The sequence below is a fragment of the Pseudomonas sp. PMCC200344 genome (assembly GCF_030053095.1).
Taxonomy (GTDB): Bacteria; Pseudomonadota; Gammaproteobacteria; order Pseudomonadales; family Pseudomonadaceae; genus Aquipseudomonas; species Aquipseudomonas svalbardensis.
Map to the genome: position 1 here is coordinate 5,865,492 of NZ_CP125618.1, position 19,104 is coordinate 5,884,595.

The 19,104-nt window shown below is 59.6% G+C and carries 16 protein-coding genes; 5 read left to right on the plus strand and 11 right to left on the minus strand.

Annotated elements, in window-relative coordinates; all coding sequences use genetic code 11:
• Positions 1 to 3: 3 nt before the first annotated feature.
• The 10 genes from QFW87_RS26970 to bioB all read right to left on the minus strand — a co-directional run bounded on the left by QFW87_RS26970 (position 4) and on the right by bioB (position 12,452).
• Entirely contained in the window at positions 4 to 1,782 is a 1,779-nt protein-coding gene (locus QFW87_RS26970) for an acyl-CoA dehydrogenase C-terminal domain-containing protein (protein WP_283189268.1), read from the minus strand.
• 185 nt (positions 1,783 to 1,967) lie between these two features.
• Positions 1,968 to 3,764 carry an acyl-CoA dehydrogenase C-terminal domain-containing protein gene (locus tag QFW87_RS26975; RefSeq protein WP_283181929.1) on the minus strand — a complete coding sequence of 599 codons (1,797 nt, stop codon included), beginning with the start codon at positions 3,762 to 3,764 and terminating at the stop codon, positions 1,968 to 1,970.
• A gap of 90 nt (positions 3,765 to 3,854) precedes the next feature.
• On the minus strand, positions 3,855 to 5,144 hold the full coding sequence (locus QFW87_RS26980) for a GGDEF domain-containing protein (protein WP_283181930.1): 1,290 nt from the start codon (positions 5,142 to 5,144) through the stop codon (positions 3,855 to 3,857).
• Between the two features lie 198 nt (positions 5,145 to 5,342).
• Positions 5,343 to 7,148: a phenylacyl-CoA dehydrogenase gene (locus QFW87_RS26985; protein WP_283181931.1), complete on the minus strand. Its 1,806-nt coding sequence runs from the start codon at positions 7,146 to 7,148 to the stop codon at positions 5,343 to 5,345.
• Between the two features lie 277 nt (positions 7,149 to 7,425).
• A complete protein-coding gene (locus QFW87_RS26990; protein ID WP_129440603.1) occupies positions 7,426 to 7,722 on the minus strand; it encodes a pyrroloquinoline quinone biosynthesis protein PqqE in 297 nt (98 codons plus the stop codon).
• Positions 7,723 to 7,842: 120 nt separating this feature from the next.
• A complete protein-coding gene (gene bioD / locus QFW87_RS26995) occupies positions 7,843 to 8,523 on the minus strand; it encodes a dethiobiotin synthase (RefSeq protein ID WP_283181932.1) in 681 nt (226 codons plus the stop codon).
• Positions 8,520 to 9,332: a malonyl-ACP O-methyltransferase BioC gene (gene bioC / locus QFW87_RS27000; protein WP_283189269.1), complete on the minus strand. Its 813-nt coding sequence runs from the start codon at positions 9,330 to 9,332 to the stop codon at positions 8,520 to 8,522. Before bioC ends, bioD begins: the two co-directional genes overlap by 4 nt.
• Positions 9,325 to 10,056 carry an alpha/beta fold hydrolase gene (locus QFW87_RS27005; protein ID WP_283189270.1) on the minus strand — a complete coding sequence of 244 codons (732 nt, stop codon included), beginning with the start codon at positions 10,054 to 10,056 and terminating at the stop codon, positions 9,325 to 9,327. The genes bioC and QFW87_RS27005 overlap by 8 nt, the downstream gene beginning before the upstream one ends.
• Positions 10,049 to 11,227 (minus strand): 8-amino-7-oxononanoate synthase, encoded by a 1,179-nt coding sequence (gene bioF / locus QFW87_RS27010; RefSeq protein WP_283189271.1) that lies wholly within the window; start codon positions 11,225 to 11,227, stop codon positions 10,049 to 10,051. Before bioF ends, QFW87_RS27005 begins: the two co-directional genes overlap by 8 nt.
• Before the next feature lie 169 nt (positions 11,228 to 11,396).
• Positions 11,397 to 12,452, minus strand: coding sequence for a biotin synthase BioB (gene bioB / locus QFW87_RS27015; protein ID WP_059407420.1), 1,056 nt, complete (start codon positions 12,450 to 12,452; stop codon positions 11,397 to 11,399).
• 92 nt (positions 12,453 to 12,544) lie between these two features.
• Between bioB and QFW87_RS27020 the strand changes: the two genes are divergently transcribed.
• The 5 genes from QFW87_RS27020 to rarD all read left to right on the plus strand — a co-directional run bounded on the left by QFW87_RS27020 (position 12,545) and on the right by rarD (position 18,334).
• Positions 12,545 to 13,285: a ComF family protein gene (locus QFW87_RS27020; RefSeq protein ID WP_283189272.1), complete on the plus strand. Its 741-nt coding sequence runs from the start codon at positions 12,545 to 12,547 to the stop codon at positions 13,283 to 13,285.
• 63 nt (positions 13,286 to 13,348) lie between these two features.
• Positions 13,349 to 14,113, plus strand: a complete 765-nt coding sequence (locus tag QFW87_RS27025) for a TOBE domain-containing protein (RefSeq protein WP_283189273.1) — start codon at positions 13,349 to 13,351, stop codon at positions 14,111 to 14,113.
• Between the two features lie 58 nt (positions 14,114 to 14,171).
• Positions 14,172 to 16,073 carry a PhoX family phosphatase gene (locus tag QFW87_RS27030; protein ID WP_283189274.1) on the plus strand — a complete coding sequence of 634 codons (1,902 nt, stop codon included), beginning with the start codon at positions 14,172 to 14,174 and terminating at the stop codon, positions 16,071 to 16,073.
• A gap of 191 nt (positions 16,074 to 16,264) precedes the next feature.
• A complete protein-coding gene (locus tag QFW87_RS27035; protein WP_046045338.1) occupies positions 16,265 to 17,239 on the plus strand; it encodes a serine/threonine protein kinase in 975 nt (324 codons plus the stop codon).
• Between the two features lie 207 nt (positions 17,240 to 17,446).
• Entirely contained in the window at positions 17,447 to 18,334 is an 888-nt protein-coding gene (gene rarD, locus QFW87_RS27040) for an EamA family transporter RarD (protein ID WP_283189275.1), read from the plus strand.
• A gap of 215 nt (positions 18,335 to 18,549) precedes the next feature.
• On the opposite strand, the gene QFW87_RS27045 is transcribed toward rarD, so the two are convergent.
• A complete protein-coding gene (locus QFW87_RS27045) occupies positions 18,550 to 19,068 on the minus strand; it encodes a glycine cleavage system protein R (RefSeq protein WP_007947710.1) in 519 nt (172 codons plus the stop codon).
• Positions 19,069 to 19,104: the final 36 nt, after the last annotated feature.

Consider the following 19,104-nt stretch of genomic DNA (forward strand, 5'->3'; position numbering starts at 1 on the left):
TTGTCAGAACTGTCCTGCGTCCAGCAGGAATAGTGACTCGGTACCGGCCTTCACCGATGCACTCAACGAGTGAATGCGCGGCAGCAGACGTGCGAAATAGAAGCGCGCCGTGCCCAACTTGCTCGCGTAGAAATCGTCCTGCTCCTCTTTGCCAAAAGCGGCCTTGGCCATCAGTGCCCACATATACGCATACGACACGTAACCGAATGCTTGCAGGTACTCGACCGAGGCAGCGCCGATTTCGTTCGGGTTGCTTTTCGCCCGATCGAGCAGCCAAGCGGTCAGTTCGTCGAGGGTGGTCACGGCATCGTTCAGCGGTTTGGTGAACTCGGCCAGATCAGCACTGGCAGTCGCGGTGAAATGGCGGATCTCGTCGGCAAACAGGTTGTAGAACGCCCCGCCGGTGCCGACAATCTTGCGTCCTACCAGGTCCAGCGCTTGAATGCCGTTGGTACCTTCGTAGATCTGGGTGATGCGCACGTCGCGGACCAATTGCTCCTGGCCCCACTCACGGATGTATCCGTGGCCGCCGAAAACCTGCTGGCCGTGAATCGTGGTTTCCAGCCCCAGGTCGGTCAGGAACGCCTTGGCCACCGGGGTCAGCAAGGCCACCAAATCTTCCGCGCGTTTGCGGGTCGTGGCGTCTTCGCTGAACTTGGCGGTGTCCAGTTGCATGGCGACGTAGGTCGAGAAGGCACGACCGCCTTCGTTCGACGCTTTCATGGTCAGCAGCATGCGACGCACGTCCGGGTGGACGATGATCGGGTCAGCGACCTTGTCCTTGTTCTGCGCGCCGCTCGGCGAACGGCTTTGCAGACGGTCGCGGGCGTATTCGACGGCGTTCTGGTAGGAGCGCTCGCCGGTGGCCAGGCCCTGGATACCGACGCCCAGACGCTCGTAGTTCATCATGGTGAACATCGCGGCCAGGCCTTTGTTCGGCTCGCCGACCAGATAACCCACGGCCTCATCGAAGTTCATCACGCAGGTCGCGGACGCCTGAATGCCCATCTTGTGCTCGATCGAACCGCAGTTAGCCGGGTTGCGCGCGCCCAGGCTGCCGTCGGCATTAACCATGAACTTCGGCACCAGGAACAACGAGATGCCTTTCGGGCCTGCGGGTGCATCCGGCAGTTTGGCCAGCACTAGGTGGATGATGTTCTCGGTCAGGTCGTGCTCACCGCCGGTGATGAAAATCTTGGTGCCACTGACTTTGTAGGAACCATCGGCCTGAGGGTCGGCCTTGGTGCGGATAATCCCCAGGTCCGTGCCGGCATGCGGCTCGGTCAGGCACATGGAGCCGGCCCAGACGCCGGCGTACATGTTCGGCAGGTACGCAGCTTTCAGCTCTTCGCTGGCGTGGGCGTTGATCGACAGGCAGGCGCCTGCGGTCAGCATCGGGTACAGGCCGAACGATAGGCTGGCGGAGTTGACCATTTCTTCGACCTGAGCCGAAACAGCCTTGGGCATGCCCATGCCGCCGTAGGTCGGATCGCCGCCGACACCGACCCAACCGCCTTCAGCGTAAGTCTGATAGGCCTGTGGGAAACCTGCCGGCGTGGTGACGGCACCGTCCGCCCAATGGCAACCTTCTTCGTCAGCCGCACGGCTCAGGGGCGCGATGCTTTTGCTGGTGACCTTGCCGGCCTCTTCGAGAATGGCTTCGACCGTTTCAGCATCGACAGTCTCGGCGAGTGCAGGCAACTCGGCCCAGAGTTTGGCGACCTCGAAAACTTCATTGAGGACGAAGCGCATATCGCGCAGGGGCGCTTTGTAGTCAGCCATGGCAAACCTCGCAAGATCTAAACAGGTGATTCGTAGGAGTGATGCTTTCGTTGGGTTCGAGTGTAACCCAACAACTTTTACGACACATAGGGTCAGCACGTGACCGTTTTGTTATTTTTAGTCACCGAATCCGACCATTAAAGAAGCCCGCAACCAGGCGGGCTCTTTTACGTCGGCTTGAAACACTATAGTGCGAATAACTCCGCAGGCAGGTTCATCAGACAATCGCTGCCCGCCTCGATGGCCGCCCGATGAGCCGCCGTGCGGGGCAGCAAACGCTTGAAGTAAAACTCGCTGGTTGCCAGTTTTGCCTGGCAATAATCAGCATCGTCGCAGCCCGAATCGAGCTGCGCCTGAGCGACCAGCGCCATGCGCAGCCACAGATAGCCGAGGATGATGTAACCGCTGTACATCAGGTAATCCACCGAAGCCGCGCCGACTTCATCCGGATTTTTCATCGCGGCCATGCCGACCTTGGTGGTCACCTCTCCCCACTGCTGATTCAGGTCGTTGAGCTGCGCCACGTAGCTGGCGAGTTGCGGATGCCCCGCGTTTGCCGCACAGAACTTGTGGACGATTTTGGTGAAGCCGCGCAGCAATTTCCCCTGGCTGCCGAGGACTTTTCTGCCAAGCAAGTCCAGCGCCTGAATGCCGTTGGTGCCTTCGTAGATCGGTGCAATCCGGCAGTCGCGTACCAGCTGCTCCATGCCCCACTCGCGGATGAATCCGTGACCACCGAACACCTGCATGCCGTGGTTAGTCACTTCCAGCCCGGTATCGGTCATGAAGGCTTTGCAGATCGGCGTGAGGAACGCCAGCAGGTCTTCGGCATCCTGACGCGCCGTCACATCCGGGCTCAGATGCGCCACGTCGAGCAACTGAGCAGTGAAGTAAGTCAGCGCCCGGTTGCCTTCGTTGAAAGCCTTCATCGTCAGCAACATCCTGCGCACGTCAGGATGAACAATGATCGGATCGGCGGCTTTTTCCGGCGCTTTCGGGCCGGTCAGCGCGCGCATTTGCAGACGATCATTGGCGTACTTGATCGCGCCTTGAAAGCTCGCCTCCCCGAGACATAAACCCTGCATGCCGGTGCCCAGTCGAGCATGGTTCATCATGGTGAACATGCAGTTCAGGCCCTTGTTCGGCTCACCGATCAAGAAGCCCTTGGCGCCGTCGAAGTTCAGCACGCAGGTAGCCGAGGCCTTGATGCCCATTTTGTGTTCGATGGAACCGCAGGAAACACCGTTGCGCTCTCCCGCCTCACCTTCGTCGTTGGGTAGGAATTTAGGAACGATGAACAGTGAAATGCCCTTGGTCCCGGCCGGAGCGTCCGGCAGTTTCGCCAGCACCAGGTGAATGATGTTTTCACTCATGTCGTGCTCGCCGGCGGAGATGAAGATCTTGCTGCCGGAGATCGCGTAGCTGCCGTCAGCCGCAGGCACTGCGCGGGTTTTGATGATGCCCAGGTCAGTGCCGCAATGGCCTTCGGTCAGGCACATGGTGCCGGTCCATTGGCCAGCGGTGAGTTTGCTCAGGTAAGTCTGCTTCTGTTCTTCAGTGCCATGGGCATGGATCGCCGACATCGCGCCGTGGGTCAGGCCGGGGTACATGCCCCAGGAGGTGTTGCTGGAGCCGACCATCTCGCTGATGACCAACCCCAGTGAACTTGGCAAACCCTGGCCACCGTAAACCGGATCAGCCGCCAGACCATGCCAACCGCCTTCAACGTATTGTGCGAAGGCCTGCTTGAAGCCTGTAGGCGTAGTCACCGCGCCATTGTCGAAATGGCAGCCTTCTTCGTCGCCGCTGCGGTTCAACGGTGCGAGAACGTTCTCACAGAACTTTGCACCTTCTTCGAGGATCGCATTGACCATGTCCGGGCTGGCATCGGTGGCGCCCAGCGCGGCGTAGTTGCTGTGAAAATCGAAGACGTGGTCGATCAAAAAGCGCATGTCGCGCAGGGGAGCTTTGTACTCAGGCATGGTGATTTCTCCGGCAGCAGATTCCCCAAACCTACTGCCGCGCACCGGGCCTCACAATCACAGTCCAGACGCTGAATGCGCCATCATCACTCAATCAGTAGCGGCGTCCATGCGCACTGCGCCACGACGGTTTTGACCGAACGCCACCACACAGTTGCGCCCCGCGCCCTTGGCGCTGTAGAGCGCCTCGTCAGCGGACTTGAGCACTTTTTCGGGGGTGCGCTGCTCCAGCCGCTCCGCGACACCAATACTGACAGTGACCGACACACTTGAGGCGCCCGAGCCTGAGCGACGTTGACGACCTTGCTGGTCGTCCTGAGGGCGGCTGTCCTGATTACGCAGCTGAATGTTGTAGGTGGCGATGGACTCGCGGATGACTTCCAGGTGCGGCATGCACTCTTCGAGGGTCTTGCCTGCGAACACCAGGGCGAACTCCTCACCGCCGTAGCGATACGCCCTACCGCCTCCGCCGATTTTCGACAGCTTGCTGGCGACAAGTCGCAGCACCTGGTCGCCGACATCGTGACCATGGGTGTCATTGAATTTCTTGAAGTGATCGACGTCGCTCATCGCCAGCACGTAATTGCGCCCCAACCGCTGCATCCGCTCATTCAAGGCGCGGCGGCCCGGCAGACCGGTGAGTTCATCGCGGAAGGCCATTTGATAGGCCTCATGGGCGACCGCTGCGGCAATCATCAACATCACCTGACTGCACATGATGTTCAGGGTGAACGGCAGGATGAAGGTTTTCGGCAACATCCAGAACAACCCGAGCAAGCCCACCAGTTGGGCAGCATGCAAGGGTCTCGGGTTGCGCCAGTATTGCCAGGCCAGCAACACAAACGAGGCGATGAACACGGGATAAGACAACTGGATCAGGCTCATCCAGGCGCCATGCAACGCTGGCCAACGGATCTCCGACAGCCACATCAACAGCGCCTGCGGGTAACTTTGTTCCAGCCCCAACGCCACGCTACCGAAGGCCAGCAACACGGCGAAGCGCGCCACCATGTCCTGGAACAGGTGGGTGCGCTCCTGCCAGGCGGCGAACACACCAAATAGCAGTGGCAGCAACAGGCAGCACAGATGGAAGACCACCGCGGCGTCTTCACGAACCTTGCCGTTGTCGCGGTAATAGTCGGTTTGGGTGTCGAGCAAAAAGTAGGCGATGTACACCGTGACCATCAGAAACAGCTCACGCTGGCGTCGGTAAACCGCGCAGTAAGCACCGCCAAGCAACAACACCAAGGTTGGCAGCACGTTGAACAGCGAGGTGAAAAAGACGTTCAGATCCTTCACGTACGCAGCCGCCAGCCCCGCGATCAAAAGCAGTAATGACGGCAGGAAGTGGCTGAAACGTACAGCGGAAGAACGCGGCAAGGGTAAAGCTCCGACCCGGCAAACAAGGATGGCATTGTGCCTCCTATTCGGGCGACATGTCACATCGCCACCCTCTTTAACGGCAGCAAAGGCATTCTTCTTAGCGTTTTAGTCAGGAATTTTTACGCGCAGATATCGCGCACAAAAAAGCCGCTGCTCCCGAGGAAGCAGCGGCTTTATGAAGCGACAGCGTGGGACTTAGTAACCCAGCGCGAAGTCTTCTTCTTTCATGTCCATCAGGTTATTAGCCCCCGACAGCATGGTGACAACGTGAGTGCGGGTACGCGGCAGGATGCGCTGGAAGTAGAAGCGCGCAGTCTGCAGCTTGGCGGTGTAGAACGCCGTTTCGGTGGTGCCGGCAGCCAGTTTTTCGGCAGCCAGACGCGCCATGTCCGCCCAGAAGTAAGCCAGGCAGGCGTAACCGGAGTACATCAGGTAATCCACCGACGCCGCGCCGACTTCTTCGCGGTCTTTCATGGCAGCCATACCGACCTTCATGGTCAGCTCGCCCCATTCCTTGTTCAGCGCAGCCAATGGTTCGACGAACTCTTTAACCGCGTCGTTACCTTCGTTGGTCTGGCAGAACTTGTGGACGATCTTGGTAAAGCTTTTCAGGGCTTCGCCTTGAGTCATCAGCACTTTACGGCCCAGCAAGTCGAGTGCCTGGATACCGGTGGTGCCTTCGTACAGCATCGAAATACGGCTGTCGCGAACGTTCTGCTCCATGCCCCACTCGGCGATGAAGCCGTGGCCGCCGTAGATTTGCACGCCGTGGTTGGCGGATTCGAAGCCGACTTCAGTCATGAAGGCTTTGGCAATTGGCGTCATGAAGGCCAGCAATGCGTCGGCTTTCTTTTTCTCTTCTTCGTCCACGCCGTATTTGACGATGTCGACTTGTTTGGCAGTGAAGTAAACCATCGCACGGTTGCCTTCGGCGAACGCCTTCATAGTCAACAGCATGCGACGTACGTCAGGGTGAACGATGATGGGGTCAGCGGCTTTTTCTGGCGCTTTCGGGCCAGTCAGGGAGCGCATTTGCAGGCGATCACGAGCGTATTTCAGACCGCCCTGAAAGCCGATCTCGGCGTGGGCCAGACCTTGCAACGCAGTACCCAGACGTGCGGTGTTCATGAAGGTGAACATGCAGTTCAGGCCTTTGTTCGCCGGGCCGATCAGGTAACCGGTGGCCGCGTCGAAGTTCATCACGCAGGTCGCGTTACCGTGAATGCCCATCTTGTGTTCCAGGGAACCACAGGTCACAGCGTTGCGTGCGCCGACCGAACCGTCTTCGTTCGGCATGAACTTGGGAACGATGAACAGCGAAATGCCTTTGGTGCCAGCCGGCGCATCCGGCAGACGTGCCAGCACGATGTGGACGATGTTGTCGGCCATGTCGTGTTCACCGGCCGAGATGAAGATCTTGGTGCCGGATACTTTGTAGGAACCGTCGGCCTGAGGTTCAGCCTTGGTGCGCAGCATACCCAGGTCCGTGCCGCAATGCGGTTCGGTCAGGCACATGGTGCCGGTCCATTCGCCGGAAACCAGCTTGGTCAGGTAAGCCTCTTGCTGCTCAGGCGTGCCGTGCTCGGAAATGGTGTTCATCGCGCCATGGGACAGGCCTGGGTACATGCCCCACGACCAGTTGGCTTCGCCAACCATTTCGCTGACGGCCAGACCCAGAGATTCCGGCAGGCCTTGGCCGCCGTGCTCTACGTCGTGGGCCAAGCTTGGCCAGCCGCCTTCGACGAATTGTTTGTAGGCTTCTTTGAAGCCAGTCGGGGTTTTAACGCCGGACTCGCTCCAGGTGCAGCCTTCGGTGTCACCCACGCGGTTCAGCGGAGCCAGCACCTGCTCACAAAACTTGGCGCCTTCTTCGAGAATGGCGTCAACCATGTCTGGAGTTGCGTCCTGGCAAGCCGGAAGGCTTTGATAGTGCGCTTCGTAGCCGAGCAGTTCGTCACGAACGAAGCGAATATCACGCAAGGGGGCCTTGTAGTCAGGCATAGCGATAAACCTCTGCTGATGTAACCGGGAATGAACGACCGTATTGATTTGTTGTGACGGTCAAACAGTTGTTTGAAACATACGTTTACGCCTAAATCTTGTCAAGCGCCGATCTTTTGCCGTTCGTCATCACCCGAGGCAAATACCAGACCCACAGCAACGCAACACCGTCGCCTGAGCAATGCGCTGTGGAGGAAAGATTAGTTGAGCGAGAAGGACTTACACAAAAAAACGCCGCGAATAGTCGCGGCGTTGAGGGAGCGGGTTCAGCGAGGATTCAAGCGTAGGTATCAATCAGCGTACCGAGCACTTCATCGGATGCCTTGGCGACTTTGACGCCCAGTTCAACCTGAAATTTGCCCTGGGACATCTCGACCATATTGCTGGCCAGGTCCGACTGCTGACTGCGATCCACCGAGCGCAGACGATCAACCTGCGCCTCGGAAGACTGGCTGGTCACCGAACGCTCGATCGTCGTGTTGGCGATCTGCCCAGAGGCCTGATCGACACGGTTCTGCCCTGTCTGAATAGTGCTCAGACCGGCATAAAAAGCGGTGTTTCCTGAGATTTCCATGGGAGAACTCGTCCTACAAAGGATCAACAGCGGCCATTGAATCAGACCCACTGACAAAAGGCCCGACAAAAACACTAATGGCACAGTGCCTTGTCATAGTTAAAACCCCTGCCAGAAAACTCAGTCCAGTAGATCCAGCTGCAGATACTCCGCCACCGCTTCAGCCGTCACCACCTTGAGTTTCGGCACTCGCCCAAGGCACGGTGCCGGGATCCGCTCAGCAAGAGTCGCAAGGTTTTCTTCCAGACGCGAAGTCTTTGGATCGATGATATTGGCCACCCACCCCGCCAACTGCAAACCGTCCTGAGCAATCGCCTCGGCCGTCAGCAGCGCATGGTTGATGCAACCCAGGCGCACACCCACCACCAGGATCACCGGCAGACCCAGCGCCATCGCCAGGTCCGACAGATTGTCCTGATCCGCCAAAGGCACTCGCCAGCCTCCAGCACCTTCGATCAAGGTGAAGTCCGCTTGCATATCGAGAATTTCCTGCATGGGCGTCAACAGTGATTGCACCGTCAATGCCACGCCGGCCTCCCGCGCCGCCAGATGCGGTGCGATCGGTGGTTCGAATGCCACTGGGTTGACCTGCGCATAAGTCAAAGGCAACGAGCACTGCGCCAACAGCGCCAATGCATCAGCGTTGCGCAAGCCCTTGGGCGTCACATCGCAACCGGAGGCGACCGGTTTGCCCGCCGCCGTGCTCAAACCGGCTGACCGCGCGGCATGCAGCAAAGCTGCGGCAATGGTGGTCTTGCCGACATCGGTGTCAGTGCCAGTGATGAAATAGGCTGCGCTCATAAAGGTTTCTCCAACACGGCGTAGACCACTTGATAAGTCGCCGGCAGGCCTTGGGCCTGACGAAATTGCTCATACGCCTCGATCAATCCGAGGATCCGCGCCCTGCCGGTCAAACCACCCGGACGACCGGGGTTCAAGTTGTGGGCACCCAGTGCCTTGAGTTCATGGGTCAGGCTGCGCACATCCGGGTAATGCAACACGTGAGGTCGAGTTTCCAGACTCGCGACGCTCAACCCACTGTCCGCGCAAAGCTGTTGATAAACCCCGAACTCGCGAAAGCGGTTGACGTGCACCATGCCGTCCACCTGACGCCAGCTATCACGCAGTTCAAACAACGTGCCCACGCACAGACTAGCAAACGCGAAAATTCCGCCAGGTTTCAATACGCGATTGGCTTCACTGAGCACCGAAGCGAAGTCCGCACACCACTGGACCGCCAGGCTGGAGAAGATCAGATCGCAGGTCGAATCCTGCAACGGCAACCGCTCGGCATCGCCTGCGATGAAATGCGTTGCACCACCCAACGGCCGGGCGTGATTGAGCATGCCTTCGGCGATGTCCAATGCCAGTCCGTGACTTGCAGGAAATCGCTCGCCCAATGCACGGCTGAAATGCCCGGTGCCGCAGCCCAGATCCAGCCACACACCCGGCACGAAGTCCTCCGGCAAACGACTCGACAATTCACTGCCAACGTCGCGCTGAAATTCGGCCACGCTGTCGTAGCTGGCCGCAGCACGGGAAAAAGATGCCGCCACCTGGCGTTTGTCGGGCAAACCGCCGGGCAGGTTGGGAAGGGATAAATCAGTCATCACCGGACTCATGCAAAAAGGCCTGAATCGCCCCCGCCACACCGTGAGGGTCTTCCAGAAGAAACGCGTGGCTGGCCTGTTCAATCAGACCGATTTCGACGTCCGGCAGTAGCGCCAAAAGCTCCCCGGCAGCTTCTGCCGGGACTAGCCCGTCGAGGCCGGCGAACAAATGCAGTTGCGGCCCTTGAAAGTCCAGTAAGGCCTGACGCGTGCCCAACCCACCCAACAGTTTTAAGCCACTGAGCAGCACAGGTGCCGTAGTTTTGGGGGCTGCCGCTAATAAAAGCCGAGCAAGCGACCGCGGGTCAGTAGATCCTTGGGAGCAAAGCAGGCTGAAGCGTTTCAAGGTCGCGCCTGGGTCAAGACGACAGGCGTTAAGGAACGCAGTGAAATCCTCTTCGTGCATGGCATTGGTCCAGCCAGCCCAGGCCACGAAGCTTGGATTGCTCGCCAGCGTCAGCAAGCCGCAGCAACGATCGCCGCGCCGGGCCGCCAACTCGGAAGCGAGCATGCCGCCGAGCGACCAGCCGCCGAGCCAGGCGTCCTGAGGCAACGTCGAGTCCAGCTCATCGAGCCACTCCTCAAGATGGCTTGATTCCAGTTCCGGCAACGGCTCGATCTCGACCTGCAGGTGTTCATCCAGCCCCTGTAACGCGGCGGCCAAAGGTTCCAGCGGCGAAATACCGAGGCCCCAGCCGGGTAGCAGAATCAAACGATTACGCATGGCTTGGCTCCGGTCCTAGTTGTTGAAAACAATCGGCCAGTCCATTTAACAATAGCTGCACCTGCGCCTCGCTGTGCGCGGCAGTCAGGGTCACCCGCAGTCGGGCGCTGCCGGCGGGCACGGTCGGTGGACGGATCGCAGTGACCATCAGACCGCGTTCACGCAGCATCTGCGACAGTCGAACCGCACGCCCGGCATCGCCAATCATGATCGGCTGGATCGGCGTGAAGCTGTCCATCAACTCCAGGCCGATTTGTTCGGCACCGTGGCGGAATTGGCTGATCAACGTTTTCAGATGCTCACGTCGCCAGTGTTCAGTGCGCAGCAATTCGAGGCTTTTCAGCGTCGCGCAGGCCAGCGCCGGCGGCTGGCTAGTGGTGTAAATGTAGGGACGGGCGAACTGGATCAGGCTCTCGATCAGCTCTTCGCTGCCAGCCACAAAAGCCCCGGCGGTACCGAACGCCTTGCCGAGGGTGCCGACCAGTACCGGCACGTCTTCCTGACTCAGGCCAAAATGCTCAACGATCCCGCCACCATTGGCGCCCAGCGGACCAAACCCGTGAGCGTCATCGACCATCAACCAGGCGCCTTTGGCTTTCGCCTCCCGAGCCAGCGCCGGCAGGTCGGCGATGTCGCCGTCCATGCTGAACACGCCGTCGGTGACCACCAGGGTGTTGCCGGTCGCCTTCTCAAGACGCTTGGCCAGACTCGCCGCGTCGTTGTGCAGATAGCGATTGAAGCGCGCTCCGGACAACAGACCCGCATCCAGCAGGGAAGCGTGATTGAGCCGGTCTTCCAGCACCGTATCGCCCTGCCCGACCAGCGCGGTGACTGCGCCGAGGTTGGCCATGTAACCGGTGGTGAACAACAGCGCGCGCGGTCGACCGGTGAAGTCGGCCAGGGCCTCTTCCAGCGCGTGATGCGGACTGCTGTGGCCGATGACCAAATGCGACGCCCCGCCGCCGACGCCCCAACGGGCCGCACCGGCGCGCCAGGCTTCGATCACTTGCGGGTGATTGGCCAGGCCCAGGTAGTCGTTGTTACAGAACGCCAGCAACGGCTGACCATCGACCACCACTTCCGGGCCTTGAGGGCTTTCGAGCAATGGGCGTTGGCGGTAGAGATTTTCGGCACGACGGGCAGCAAGGCGCGCGCTGAGATCGAAAGACATGCAGGCCTCGTGGATCAGAATTCAGTAGCGATCGCTGTACCTTGTGGGAGCGAGCCTGCTCGCGAAGAGGCCATAACATTCAACATCTATGTTGAATATCAAATCGCATTCGCGAGCAGGCTCGCTCCCACAGTGTTTTGCATTTCAATCAGAGGTATCGGTGGCGCGATTAAACAGCAGCGTTATAGAACTGCTCGCTGCTCTTCTGCTCAACCAGCGCTTGTTCGATCGCGGCCTGATGCACTTCGTCAGCGTGCTCTTCGCGCGCTTCCGGCAGGATGCCCAGGCGCGAAAACAGTTGCATGTCCTTGTCGGCCTGCGGGTTGGCGGTGGTCAGCAGTTTGTCGCCGTAGAAAATCGAGTTGGCACCGGCGAAGAACGCCAGGGCCTGCATCTGCTCGTTCATCGCTTCGCGGCCGGCGGACAGGCGCACGTGGGATTGCGGCATCAGGATGCGTGCGACAGCGAGCATGCGGATGAAGTCGAACGGGTCGATATCGTCAGCATTTTCCAGCGGCGTACCGGCGACTTTCACCAGCATGTTGATCGGTACCGACTCTGGGTGCTCTGGCAGGTTGGCCAGCTGGATCAGCAGATTGGCGCGATCATCAAGCGACTCGCCCATGCCGAGGATGCCGCCGGAGCAGATCTTCATCCCCGATTCACGCACATAAGCCAGGGTTTGCAGGCGCTCGCTGTAGGTGCGGGTGGTGATGATGCTGCCGTAGAACTCAGGCGAGGTATCGAGGTTGTGGTTGTAGTAGTCGAGGCCGGCGTCGGCCAACGCAACGGTCTGGTCCTGATCCAGGCGACCGAGGGTCATGCAGGTTTCCAGGCCCATGGCTTTCACGCCTTTGACCATTTCCAGCACGTAAGGCATGTCTTTGGCCGACGGATGTTTCCACGCCGCGCCCATGCAGAAACGGGTCGAACCGATGGCCTTGGCGCGAGCGGCCTCTTCGAGGACCTTCTGCACTTCCATCAGCTTTTCTTTTTCCAGGCCGGTGTTGTAGTGACCGGACTGCGGACAATATTTGCAATCTTCCGGGCAGGCACCGGTTTTGATCGACAGCAGCGTCGAAACCTGGACCCGATTGGCGTCGAAATGCGCGCGGTGCACCGTCTGCGCCTGAAACAACAGGTCATTGAATGGCTGAACGAAGAGTGCTTTGACTTCGGCCAAAGACCAGTCATGACGCAGGGTTGCAGTGGTGCTGGCGCTCATGGGTGTTTCCTTTGTTTTATGCTTGGCAAGCGGCTGGGGAATGGAATACCCACAGACGCGACACGGATGTTCGGCATATTTAAGGAAGACTCATGCGCTGTCAACCACGATACGAAGGACCGGTTTACATCTGGTTAAAAAACGACCAATTCTGTTTGCTCTGTTCAGAACCCGCCGATCAATGCACACCCCTCTGCATGGCCTGTGAAACGGAGTTGCCCTGGCTTGGCGATCAATGCCAAACCTGCGCTCTGCCGTTGCCCACTGCCGGCCTGACCTGCGGCCAATGTTTGAAACAACCGCCAGCCTTCGAGCGAGTTGCCGTGCCCTGGACTTACAGTTTTCCGGTGGACACGTTGATCACACGCTTCAAACACTCTGCGAAGTGGCCGTTTGGCCGCCTGCTCGCCGAACTTCTCGTGCAATTCCTCCTAAATCGCTTCGATGAGGATCTAGAACGGCCCGACGCACTAATCCCCGTGCCGTTGGCCACCAAACGCCTGCGCCAACGAGGTTTCAACCAGGCCGCGATGCTCGCCCGCTGGCTCAGCACCAGCCTCGACATTCCGTGCGATGAAACGCTGTTGCTGAGGATTCAGGACACCAGCGCACAACAGGACCTGAATGCCGAGGCCCGCAAAAAGAACCTGCGCAACGCCTTCGCTCTGGCACCCGATGCTGTCATCAACGGTCGTCACCTGGCGCTAGTGGATGACGTACTGACCACCGGCGCCACGGCCCAGGCCCTGGCTCGCCTGTTGATGGACGCCGGCGCCGCACGTGTCGACGTCTATTGCCTGGCCCGCACACCCAAACCCGGCGATGCGCCCTGACTTGACTCCCAGGCTTCCAGCGGCCAACGTCCTTCCCATCGCCACAGCCCAAAGCGTCTTGCCATGTCCTTGCCTACGTTGTTGTCGCAGCACATTGTCCGTCGTCCGCAGCGCATCGCGTTGCTGCAACACATAGCCGAACAAGGCTCGATTACCCGCGCCGCGAAAAGCGCGGGGCTGAGTTACAAAGCGGCCTGGGACGCCATCGATGAGCTGAACAACCTTGCGCAAAAACCGTTGGTGGAGCGCAGTGTCGGCGGCAAGGGCGGCGGTGGCGCCAAACTCTCCAGCGAAGGCGAGCGCGTATTGCGCCTGTATCAAAAGCTGCAAGCCTTGCAGGCTCAGGTGCTGGAAGCCGCCGAAGATGCCAGCGACCTGGACCTGCTCGGCCGGCTGATGCTCAGAACCAGCGCCCGCAATCAACTGCATGGCAAGGTCGTGGCGATTGATACCCAAGGGCACAACGACCGTATTCGTCTCGAATTGGCCGAAGGCTTGAGCATCGATGCTCAGATCACTCACGACAGCACCCTGCGTCTGGACCTCGAAACCGGCACCGAAGTGGTCGCACTGATCAAGGCCGGTTGGCTGGAGTTACTGGGCATCGATCAAGTGGCAACACCCGGCAATAATTGCCTGAAGGGCATCATCGAGGAAATTCTCGACGCCGAGGACGGCCCCAGTGAAGTGCGCATCGGTCTGCCCAATGGCCAGACACTCTGCGCGCTGGCCGAACCGCTGCACTTGAGAACCCTCGGCCTCGCCACTGACAAACCGGTGTTGGTGCAGTTCGCGCCATCCAACGTTTTACTCGGTACACCGCTTTGAAACACAAGTGTCATTAACGCTCATTAAGGTGACTGCAAAAACCCGCAGGGAGCCTGATGTGAGCCTATTAGAAGACAACCAATCCACCGACCTCGAGAAAATGGTCGGCCTCAGCCGTCGTGGCTTCATCAGCGCCGGCGCCCTTTGCGGTGCAGCGATGTTCCTGGGCGGCAACCTGCTGAGCCGCAGCGTACTGGCCGCCAGTGTCAGCGCCGGCTCCAGCAAACTGTTGGGTTTTGACAGTATCCCCGCCGCCACCAGCGACGCCATAACCCTGCCACCAGGCTACAAATCTTCGGTGTTGATCAGCTGGGGGCAACCCCTGCAGAAGAACGGCCCGGCGTTCGACCCGAGTGGCAACGGCTCCGCCGAACATCAGGAAGTCCAGTTCGGCGACAACAACGACGGCATGAGCCTGTTCGAGTTTCCCGATGACAAAAACCGGGCGCTGATGGCGATCAACAACGAATACACCAACTATCGCTACCTCTACGCCCACGGCGGCATGCCGCAATCGGCTGCTGACGTGCGCAAGGCGTTGGCCTGCGAAGGCGTGTCGGTAATCGAAGTACAGCGCAAGAACGGCCAGTGGCATTTTGTCCAGGGCTCGCGCTACAACCGGCGCATTCACGGTAACGCGCCGATCAGCCTGAGCGGCCCGGCCGCCGGCCACGCGCTGCTGAAAACCAGTGCCGACCCCCACGGCAAGAACGTTCTTGGCACCTTCCAGAACTGCGCCAACGGCAAGACGCCGTGGGGCACGTACCTGACCTGCGAAGAAAACTTCACTGACTGCTTCGGCAGCAGCAATGCCGAGCAAGAATTCGACGCCGCGCAAAAACGCTACGGCGCGGTAGCGGCCAGTAAAGAGATCAATTGGCACCCACACGACGAGCGCTTCGACCTGGCCAAAAACCCCAACGAACTCAACCGTCACGGCTGGGTGGTGGAAATCGACCCGTTCGACCCGCAATCGACGCCCGTCAAACGCACCGCGCTGGGCCGCTTCAAACATGAAAACGCCGCCCTGGCCGAAACCAGTGACGGTCACGCCGTGGTGTACATGGGCGACGATGAGCGCGGCGAGTTCATCTACAAATTCGTCAGCCGCGACAAGATCAACCACCAAAACCCCAAGGCCAACCGCGACCTGCTGGACCACGGCACCTTGTACGTGGCGCGTTTCGACGCGGGCGACGGCAACGCCGATCACCCAAAAGGCCAGGGCGAATGGATCGAACTGACCCACGGCAAAAACGGCATCGACGCCAGCAACGGTTTCGCCGATCAGGCCGAAGTGTTGATTCACGCCCGCCTCGCGGCCAGCGTGGTGAAAGCTACGCGCATGGACCGTCCGGAATGGATCGTCGTCAGCCCCAAGGATGGCCAGGTCTATTGCACGCTGACCAACAACGCCAAGCGAGGCGAGGATGGTCAGCCGGTGGGCGGACCGAACCCGCGCGAGAAGAACGTCTACGGGCAGATTCTGCGCTGGCGCACTGACCGCGATGATCACGGTGCCAAAAGCTTTTCCTGGGACCTGTTTGTGGTCGCCGGCAACCCGGGTGTCCACGCCGGCACGCCGAAGGGCGGTTCGTCGAACATCACGCCGCAGAACATGTTCAACAGTCCGGATGGCTTGGGTTTCGACAAGGCTGGGCGGTTGTGGATTCTCACCGATGGCGATTCGAGCAACGCCGGCGACTTCGCGGGCATGGGCAACAATCAGATGCTGTGTGCTGATCCGGTCACCGGGGAAATCCGCCGCTTCATGGTCGGGCCGGTGGGCTGCGAGGTGACGGGGATCAGCTTCTCACCAGACCAGAAGACCTTGTTTGTCGGGATTCAGCATCCGGGGGAAAACGGCGGGTCAACGTTCCCTGAGCATCTGCCGAATGGCAAGCCGCGGTCTTCGGTGATGGCGATTTCCCGGGAAGATGGCGGGGTCGTCGGCGCCTGATCAGGCCCCATCGCGAGCAGGCTCACTCCCACACTGGATTTGTGACACACCGCAAACCCAGTGTGGGAGCGAGCCTGCTCGCGAAAGCGTCCGCCCAGACAACACTCATCTCAAGGCAAGGCCCTAAAGACACCCCGTCTGCGCTACCATGCTTGGCCGGACGCGGCAGCCTGCTGCGCGCAGGAGTCAGCATGGCCCACCCGTTTGCAACCCTCACCCCAGACCTCGTGCTCGATGCCGTCGAAAGCATCGGCTTTCTCAGCGACGCGCGCATTCTGGCGCTCAACAGCTACGAGAACCGTGTCTATCAGGTCGGCATCGAAGACTCCGAGCCGCTGATCGCCAAGTTCTACCGTCCGCAGCGCTGGACCAACGAAGCGATTCTCGAAGAGCATCAATTCACCTTCGAACTCGCCGAATGCGACGTACCGGTAGTCGCGCCGATGATTCACAACGGTGCCAGCCTGCACGAACACAACGGTTTTCGTTTCACCCTGTTCCCCCGCCGTGGTGGCCGTGCGCCAGAGCCGGGCAATCTCGATCAGCTGTATCGCCTGGGGCAACTGCTCGGTCGCCTGCACGCCGTCGGCACTACAAAACCGTTCGAACACCGCGAAGCGCTGGGCGTGAAGAACTTCGGTCATGACTCGCTGACGACATTGCTCGAAGGCAATTTCGTACCCAAAAGCCTGCTGCCTGCCTACGAGTCCGTGGCCCGAGACCTGCTCAAACGGGTGGAAGAGGTCTACAAGGCCACGCCGCACAAGAACATCCGCATGCACGGCGACTGCCACCCCGGCAACATGATGTGCCGCGACGAGATGTTCCACATCGTCGACCTCGACGACTGCCGCATGGGCCCGGCGGTGCAGGACATCTGGATGATGCTGGCGGGTGATCGTCAGGAATGTCTCGGTCAGTTGTCGGAATTGATGGACGGCTACAGTGAGTTCCACGACTTCGATCCACGGGAACTGGCGTTGATCGAACCGCTGCGCGCCTTGCGCCTGATGCACTACAGCGCCTGGCTGGCCCGCCGCTGGGACGACCCGGCGTTCCCGCACAGTTTTCCGTGGTTCGGTACGGAACGGTATTGGGGCGATCAGGTGTTGGCGTTGCGCGAACAACTGGCTGCGCTCAATGAAGAACCCCTGAAGCTCTTCTGACGAACACAGATCCCCATGTGGGAGCGAGCCTGCTCGCGAATACGGTTTCACATTCAACAGTGATGCTGAATGAACTACTGCTTTCGCGAGCAGGCTCGCTCCCACAGTTGTTCGTGTTCACAATTAACCAACCTATTCAGGTACGACATACGTAGATAAATCTCCTTACAATCCCCTCTTTGTTAGCTGCCTAAGCAAGGATTCTGCATGCAAGCCGCCAACCCGCGTCGCGGGTACATCCTGGGCCTGAGTGCCTACATCATCTGGGGACTTTTCCCGCTCTACTTCAAAGCCATCGCCAACGTGCCTGCCGTGGAGATCATCATCCACCGCGTGCTCTGGTCCGCGCTGTTCGGCGCCTTGCTACTGATGGTGTGGAAACATCCGGGCTGGTGGCGCGAGTTGCGTGACAACCCGAAACGCCTGGCAATCCTGGCCCTGAGCGGCACGCTGATTGCGGCCAACTGGCTGACCTACGTCTGGTCGGTGAACAACGGGCGCATGCTCGAAGCCAGTCTTGGTTACTACATCAACCCGCTGGTGAACGTGCTGTTGGGCATGCTGATCCTTGGTGAACGACTGCGGCGCATGCAATGGCTGGCGGTTGGCCTGGCGGCGGTCGGCGTCGCGCAACAGGTCTGGCAAGTCGGCAGCCTGCCGTGGGTGTCCCTGGTGCTGGCGCTGACCTTTGGTTTTTACGGACTGATCCGCAAGCAGGCACCGGTCAAAGCGTTGCCGGGGCTAGTGGTGGAAACCTGGATGCTGGTGCCGATTGCCGTCGCGTGGTTGCTGTTCAACCCCACCGCGAGCAGCGCTCAAGCCGAATTCTGGACCACGTCCGAAGCCTGGTGGCTGGTGGCCGCCGGTCCGGTAACGCTGGTGCCGCTGGTGTGTTTTAACGCCGCTGCACGGCATTTGCCCTACACGACGCTGGGTTTTCTCCAGTACTTGGCGCCGACGTTGGTATTGCTGCAAGCCGTTCTGCTGTTTGATGAACACTTGTCATCCAGCACCCTCGTGGCATTCATCTTTATCTGGGCTGGCCTGGCGGTTTACAGCGTCGATGCGGTGATAAGTTTGCGCCGCCGCCGCTGATCAAAAAACGTACAAATCTCCACAGGCCACGTTCTATGTGGCCTGCACCGATCCTTCCCAAGGTTATCCACAGCGTGATCCCCGGCGTTTGTGCGCAAGTCCCTGAAACTGCTGGTTTTTTGATCAGAATCTGAAGAGCCCCGGCTGACGTGGCCTGGCGGGCTGTCTCTACAGGTTATCCACAGGCAGGTGCACGTATAACTTGGATAACCTTTTCAGGGTTCACTGCGCAGTACCAATTCGACCATCAAATCATCCGCCAGGGTCTCCAGGCGCGATTGCAGCACGTCCAGAGACAGCGTCAGCGGCACGGCGAGAATCGCTTCAGCGTGAAACAAAGGCTCGCTGCTCATCGGCGCCGGACGTACTTCGGTCACCAGACGCTCCAGGTTCACCCCCTGTTCACTCAGCAGACGCGTGATGTCACGTACGATCCCCGGGCGGTCATTGCCCACCAATTCCATGGCTATCGGTTTCCAGGTGCAGGATTGCTCGATACCGCTTTCGGCAATCAGCACGCGAATGCCATGGGCGGACAACGCCTGTAGGGCATCGACCAATTCATCGTAGGCCTCGGCCGGCACGCCCACGCGAAGAATCCCGGCGAACTGCCCGGCCATGCGTGACATGCGGCTCTCCAGCCAGTTGCCGCCGTGCTCGGCGATGCATTGGGCAATGCGCTCGACCTGCCCTGGCTTGTCCGGAGCGAAAACAGTGAGTACGAGGTGGTCCATGGCGCAGCCCTCTTGTCATGACTTTTGTTATAGAAG

What these genes read in the sequence shown, in the direction of transcription:
- QFW87_RS26970 (WP_283189268.1), bottom strand. Translation starts at nt 1,782, where the DNA reads ATGGCTGACTACAAAGCGCCCCTGCGCGATATGCGCTTCGTCCTCAAT.
- QFW87_RS26975 (WP_283181929.1), bottom strand. Translation starts at nt 3,764, where the DNA reads ATGCCTGAGTACAAAGCTCCCCTGCGCGACATGCGCTTTTTGATCGAC.
- QFW87_RS26985 (WP_283181931.1), bottom strand. Translation starts at nt 7,148, where the DNA reads ATGCCTGACTACAAGGCCCCCTTGCGTGATATTCGCTTCGTTCGTGAC.
- QFW87_RS26990 (WP_129440603.1), bottom strand. Translation starts at nt 7,722, where the DNA reads ATGGAAATCTCAGGAAACACCGCTTTTTATGCCGGTCTGAGCACTATT.
- bioD (WP_283181932.1), bottom strand. Translation starts at nt 8,523, where the DNA reads ATGAGCGCAGCCTATTTCATCACTGGCACTGACACCGATGTCGGCAAG.
- bioC (WP_283189269.1), bottom strand. Translation starts at nt 9,332, where the DNA reads ATGACTGATTTATCCCTTCCCAACCTGCCCGGCGGTTTGCCCGACAAA.
- QFW87_RS27005 (WP_283189270.1), bottom strand. Translation starts at nt 10,056, where the DNA reads ATGCGTAATCGTTTGATTCTGCTACCCGGCTGGGGCCTCGGTATTTCG.
- bioF (WP_283189271.1), bottom strand. Translation starts at nt 11,227, where the DNA reads ATGTCTTTCGATCTCAGCGCGCGCCTTGCTGCCCGTCGTGCCGAAAAT.
- bioB (WP_059407420.1), bottom strand. Translation starts at nt 12,452, where the DNA reads ATGAGCGCCAGCACCACTGCAACCCTGCGTCATGACTGGTCTTTGGCC.
- QFW87_RS27020 (WP_283189272.1), top strand. Translation starts at nt 12,545, where the DNA reads ATGCGCTGTCAACCACGATACGAAGGACCGGTTTACATCTGGTTAAAA.
- QFW87_RS27025 (WP_283189273.1), top strand. Translation starts at nt 13,349, where the DNA reads ATGTCCTTGCCTACGTTGTTGTCGCAGCACATTGTCCGTCGTCCGCAG.
- QFW87_RS27035 (WP_046045338.1), top strand. Translation starts at nt 16,265, where the DNA reads ATGGCCCACCCGTTTGCAACCCTCACCCCAGACCTCGTGCTCGATGCC.
- rarD (WP_283189275.1), top strand. Translation starts at nt 17,447, where the DNA reads ATGCAAGCCGCCAACCCGCGTCGCGGGTACATCCTGGGCCTGAGTGCC.
- QFW87_RS27045 (WP_007947710.1), bottom strand. Translation starts at nt 19,068, where the DNA reads ATGGACCACCTCGTACTCACTGTTTTCGCTCCGGACAAGCCAGGGCAG.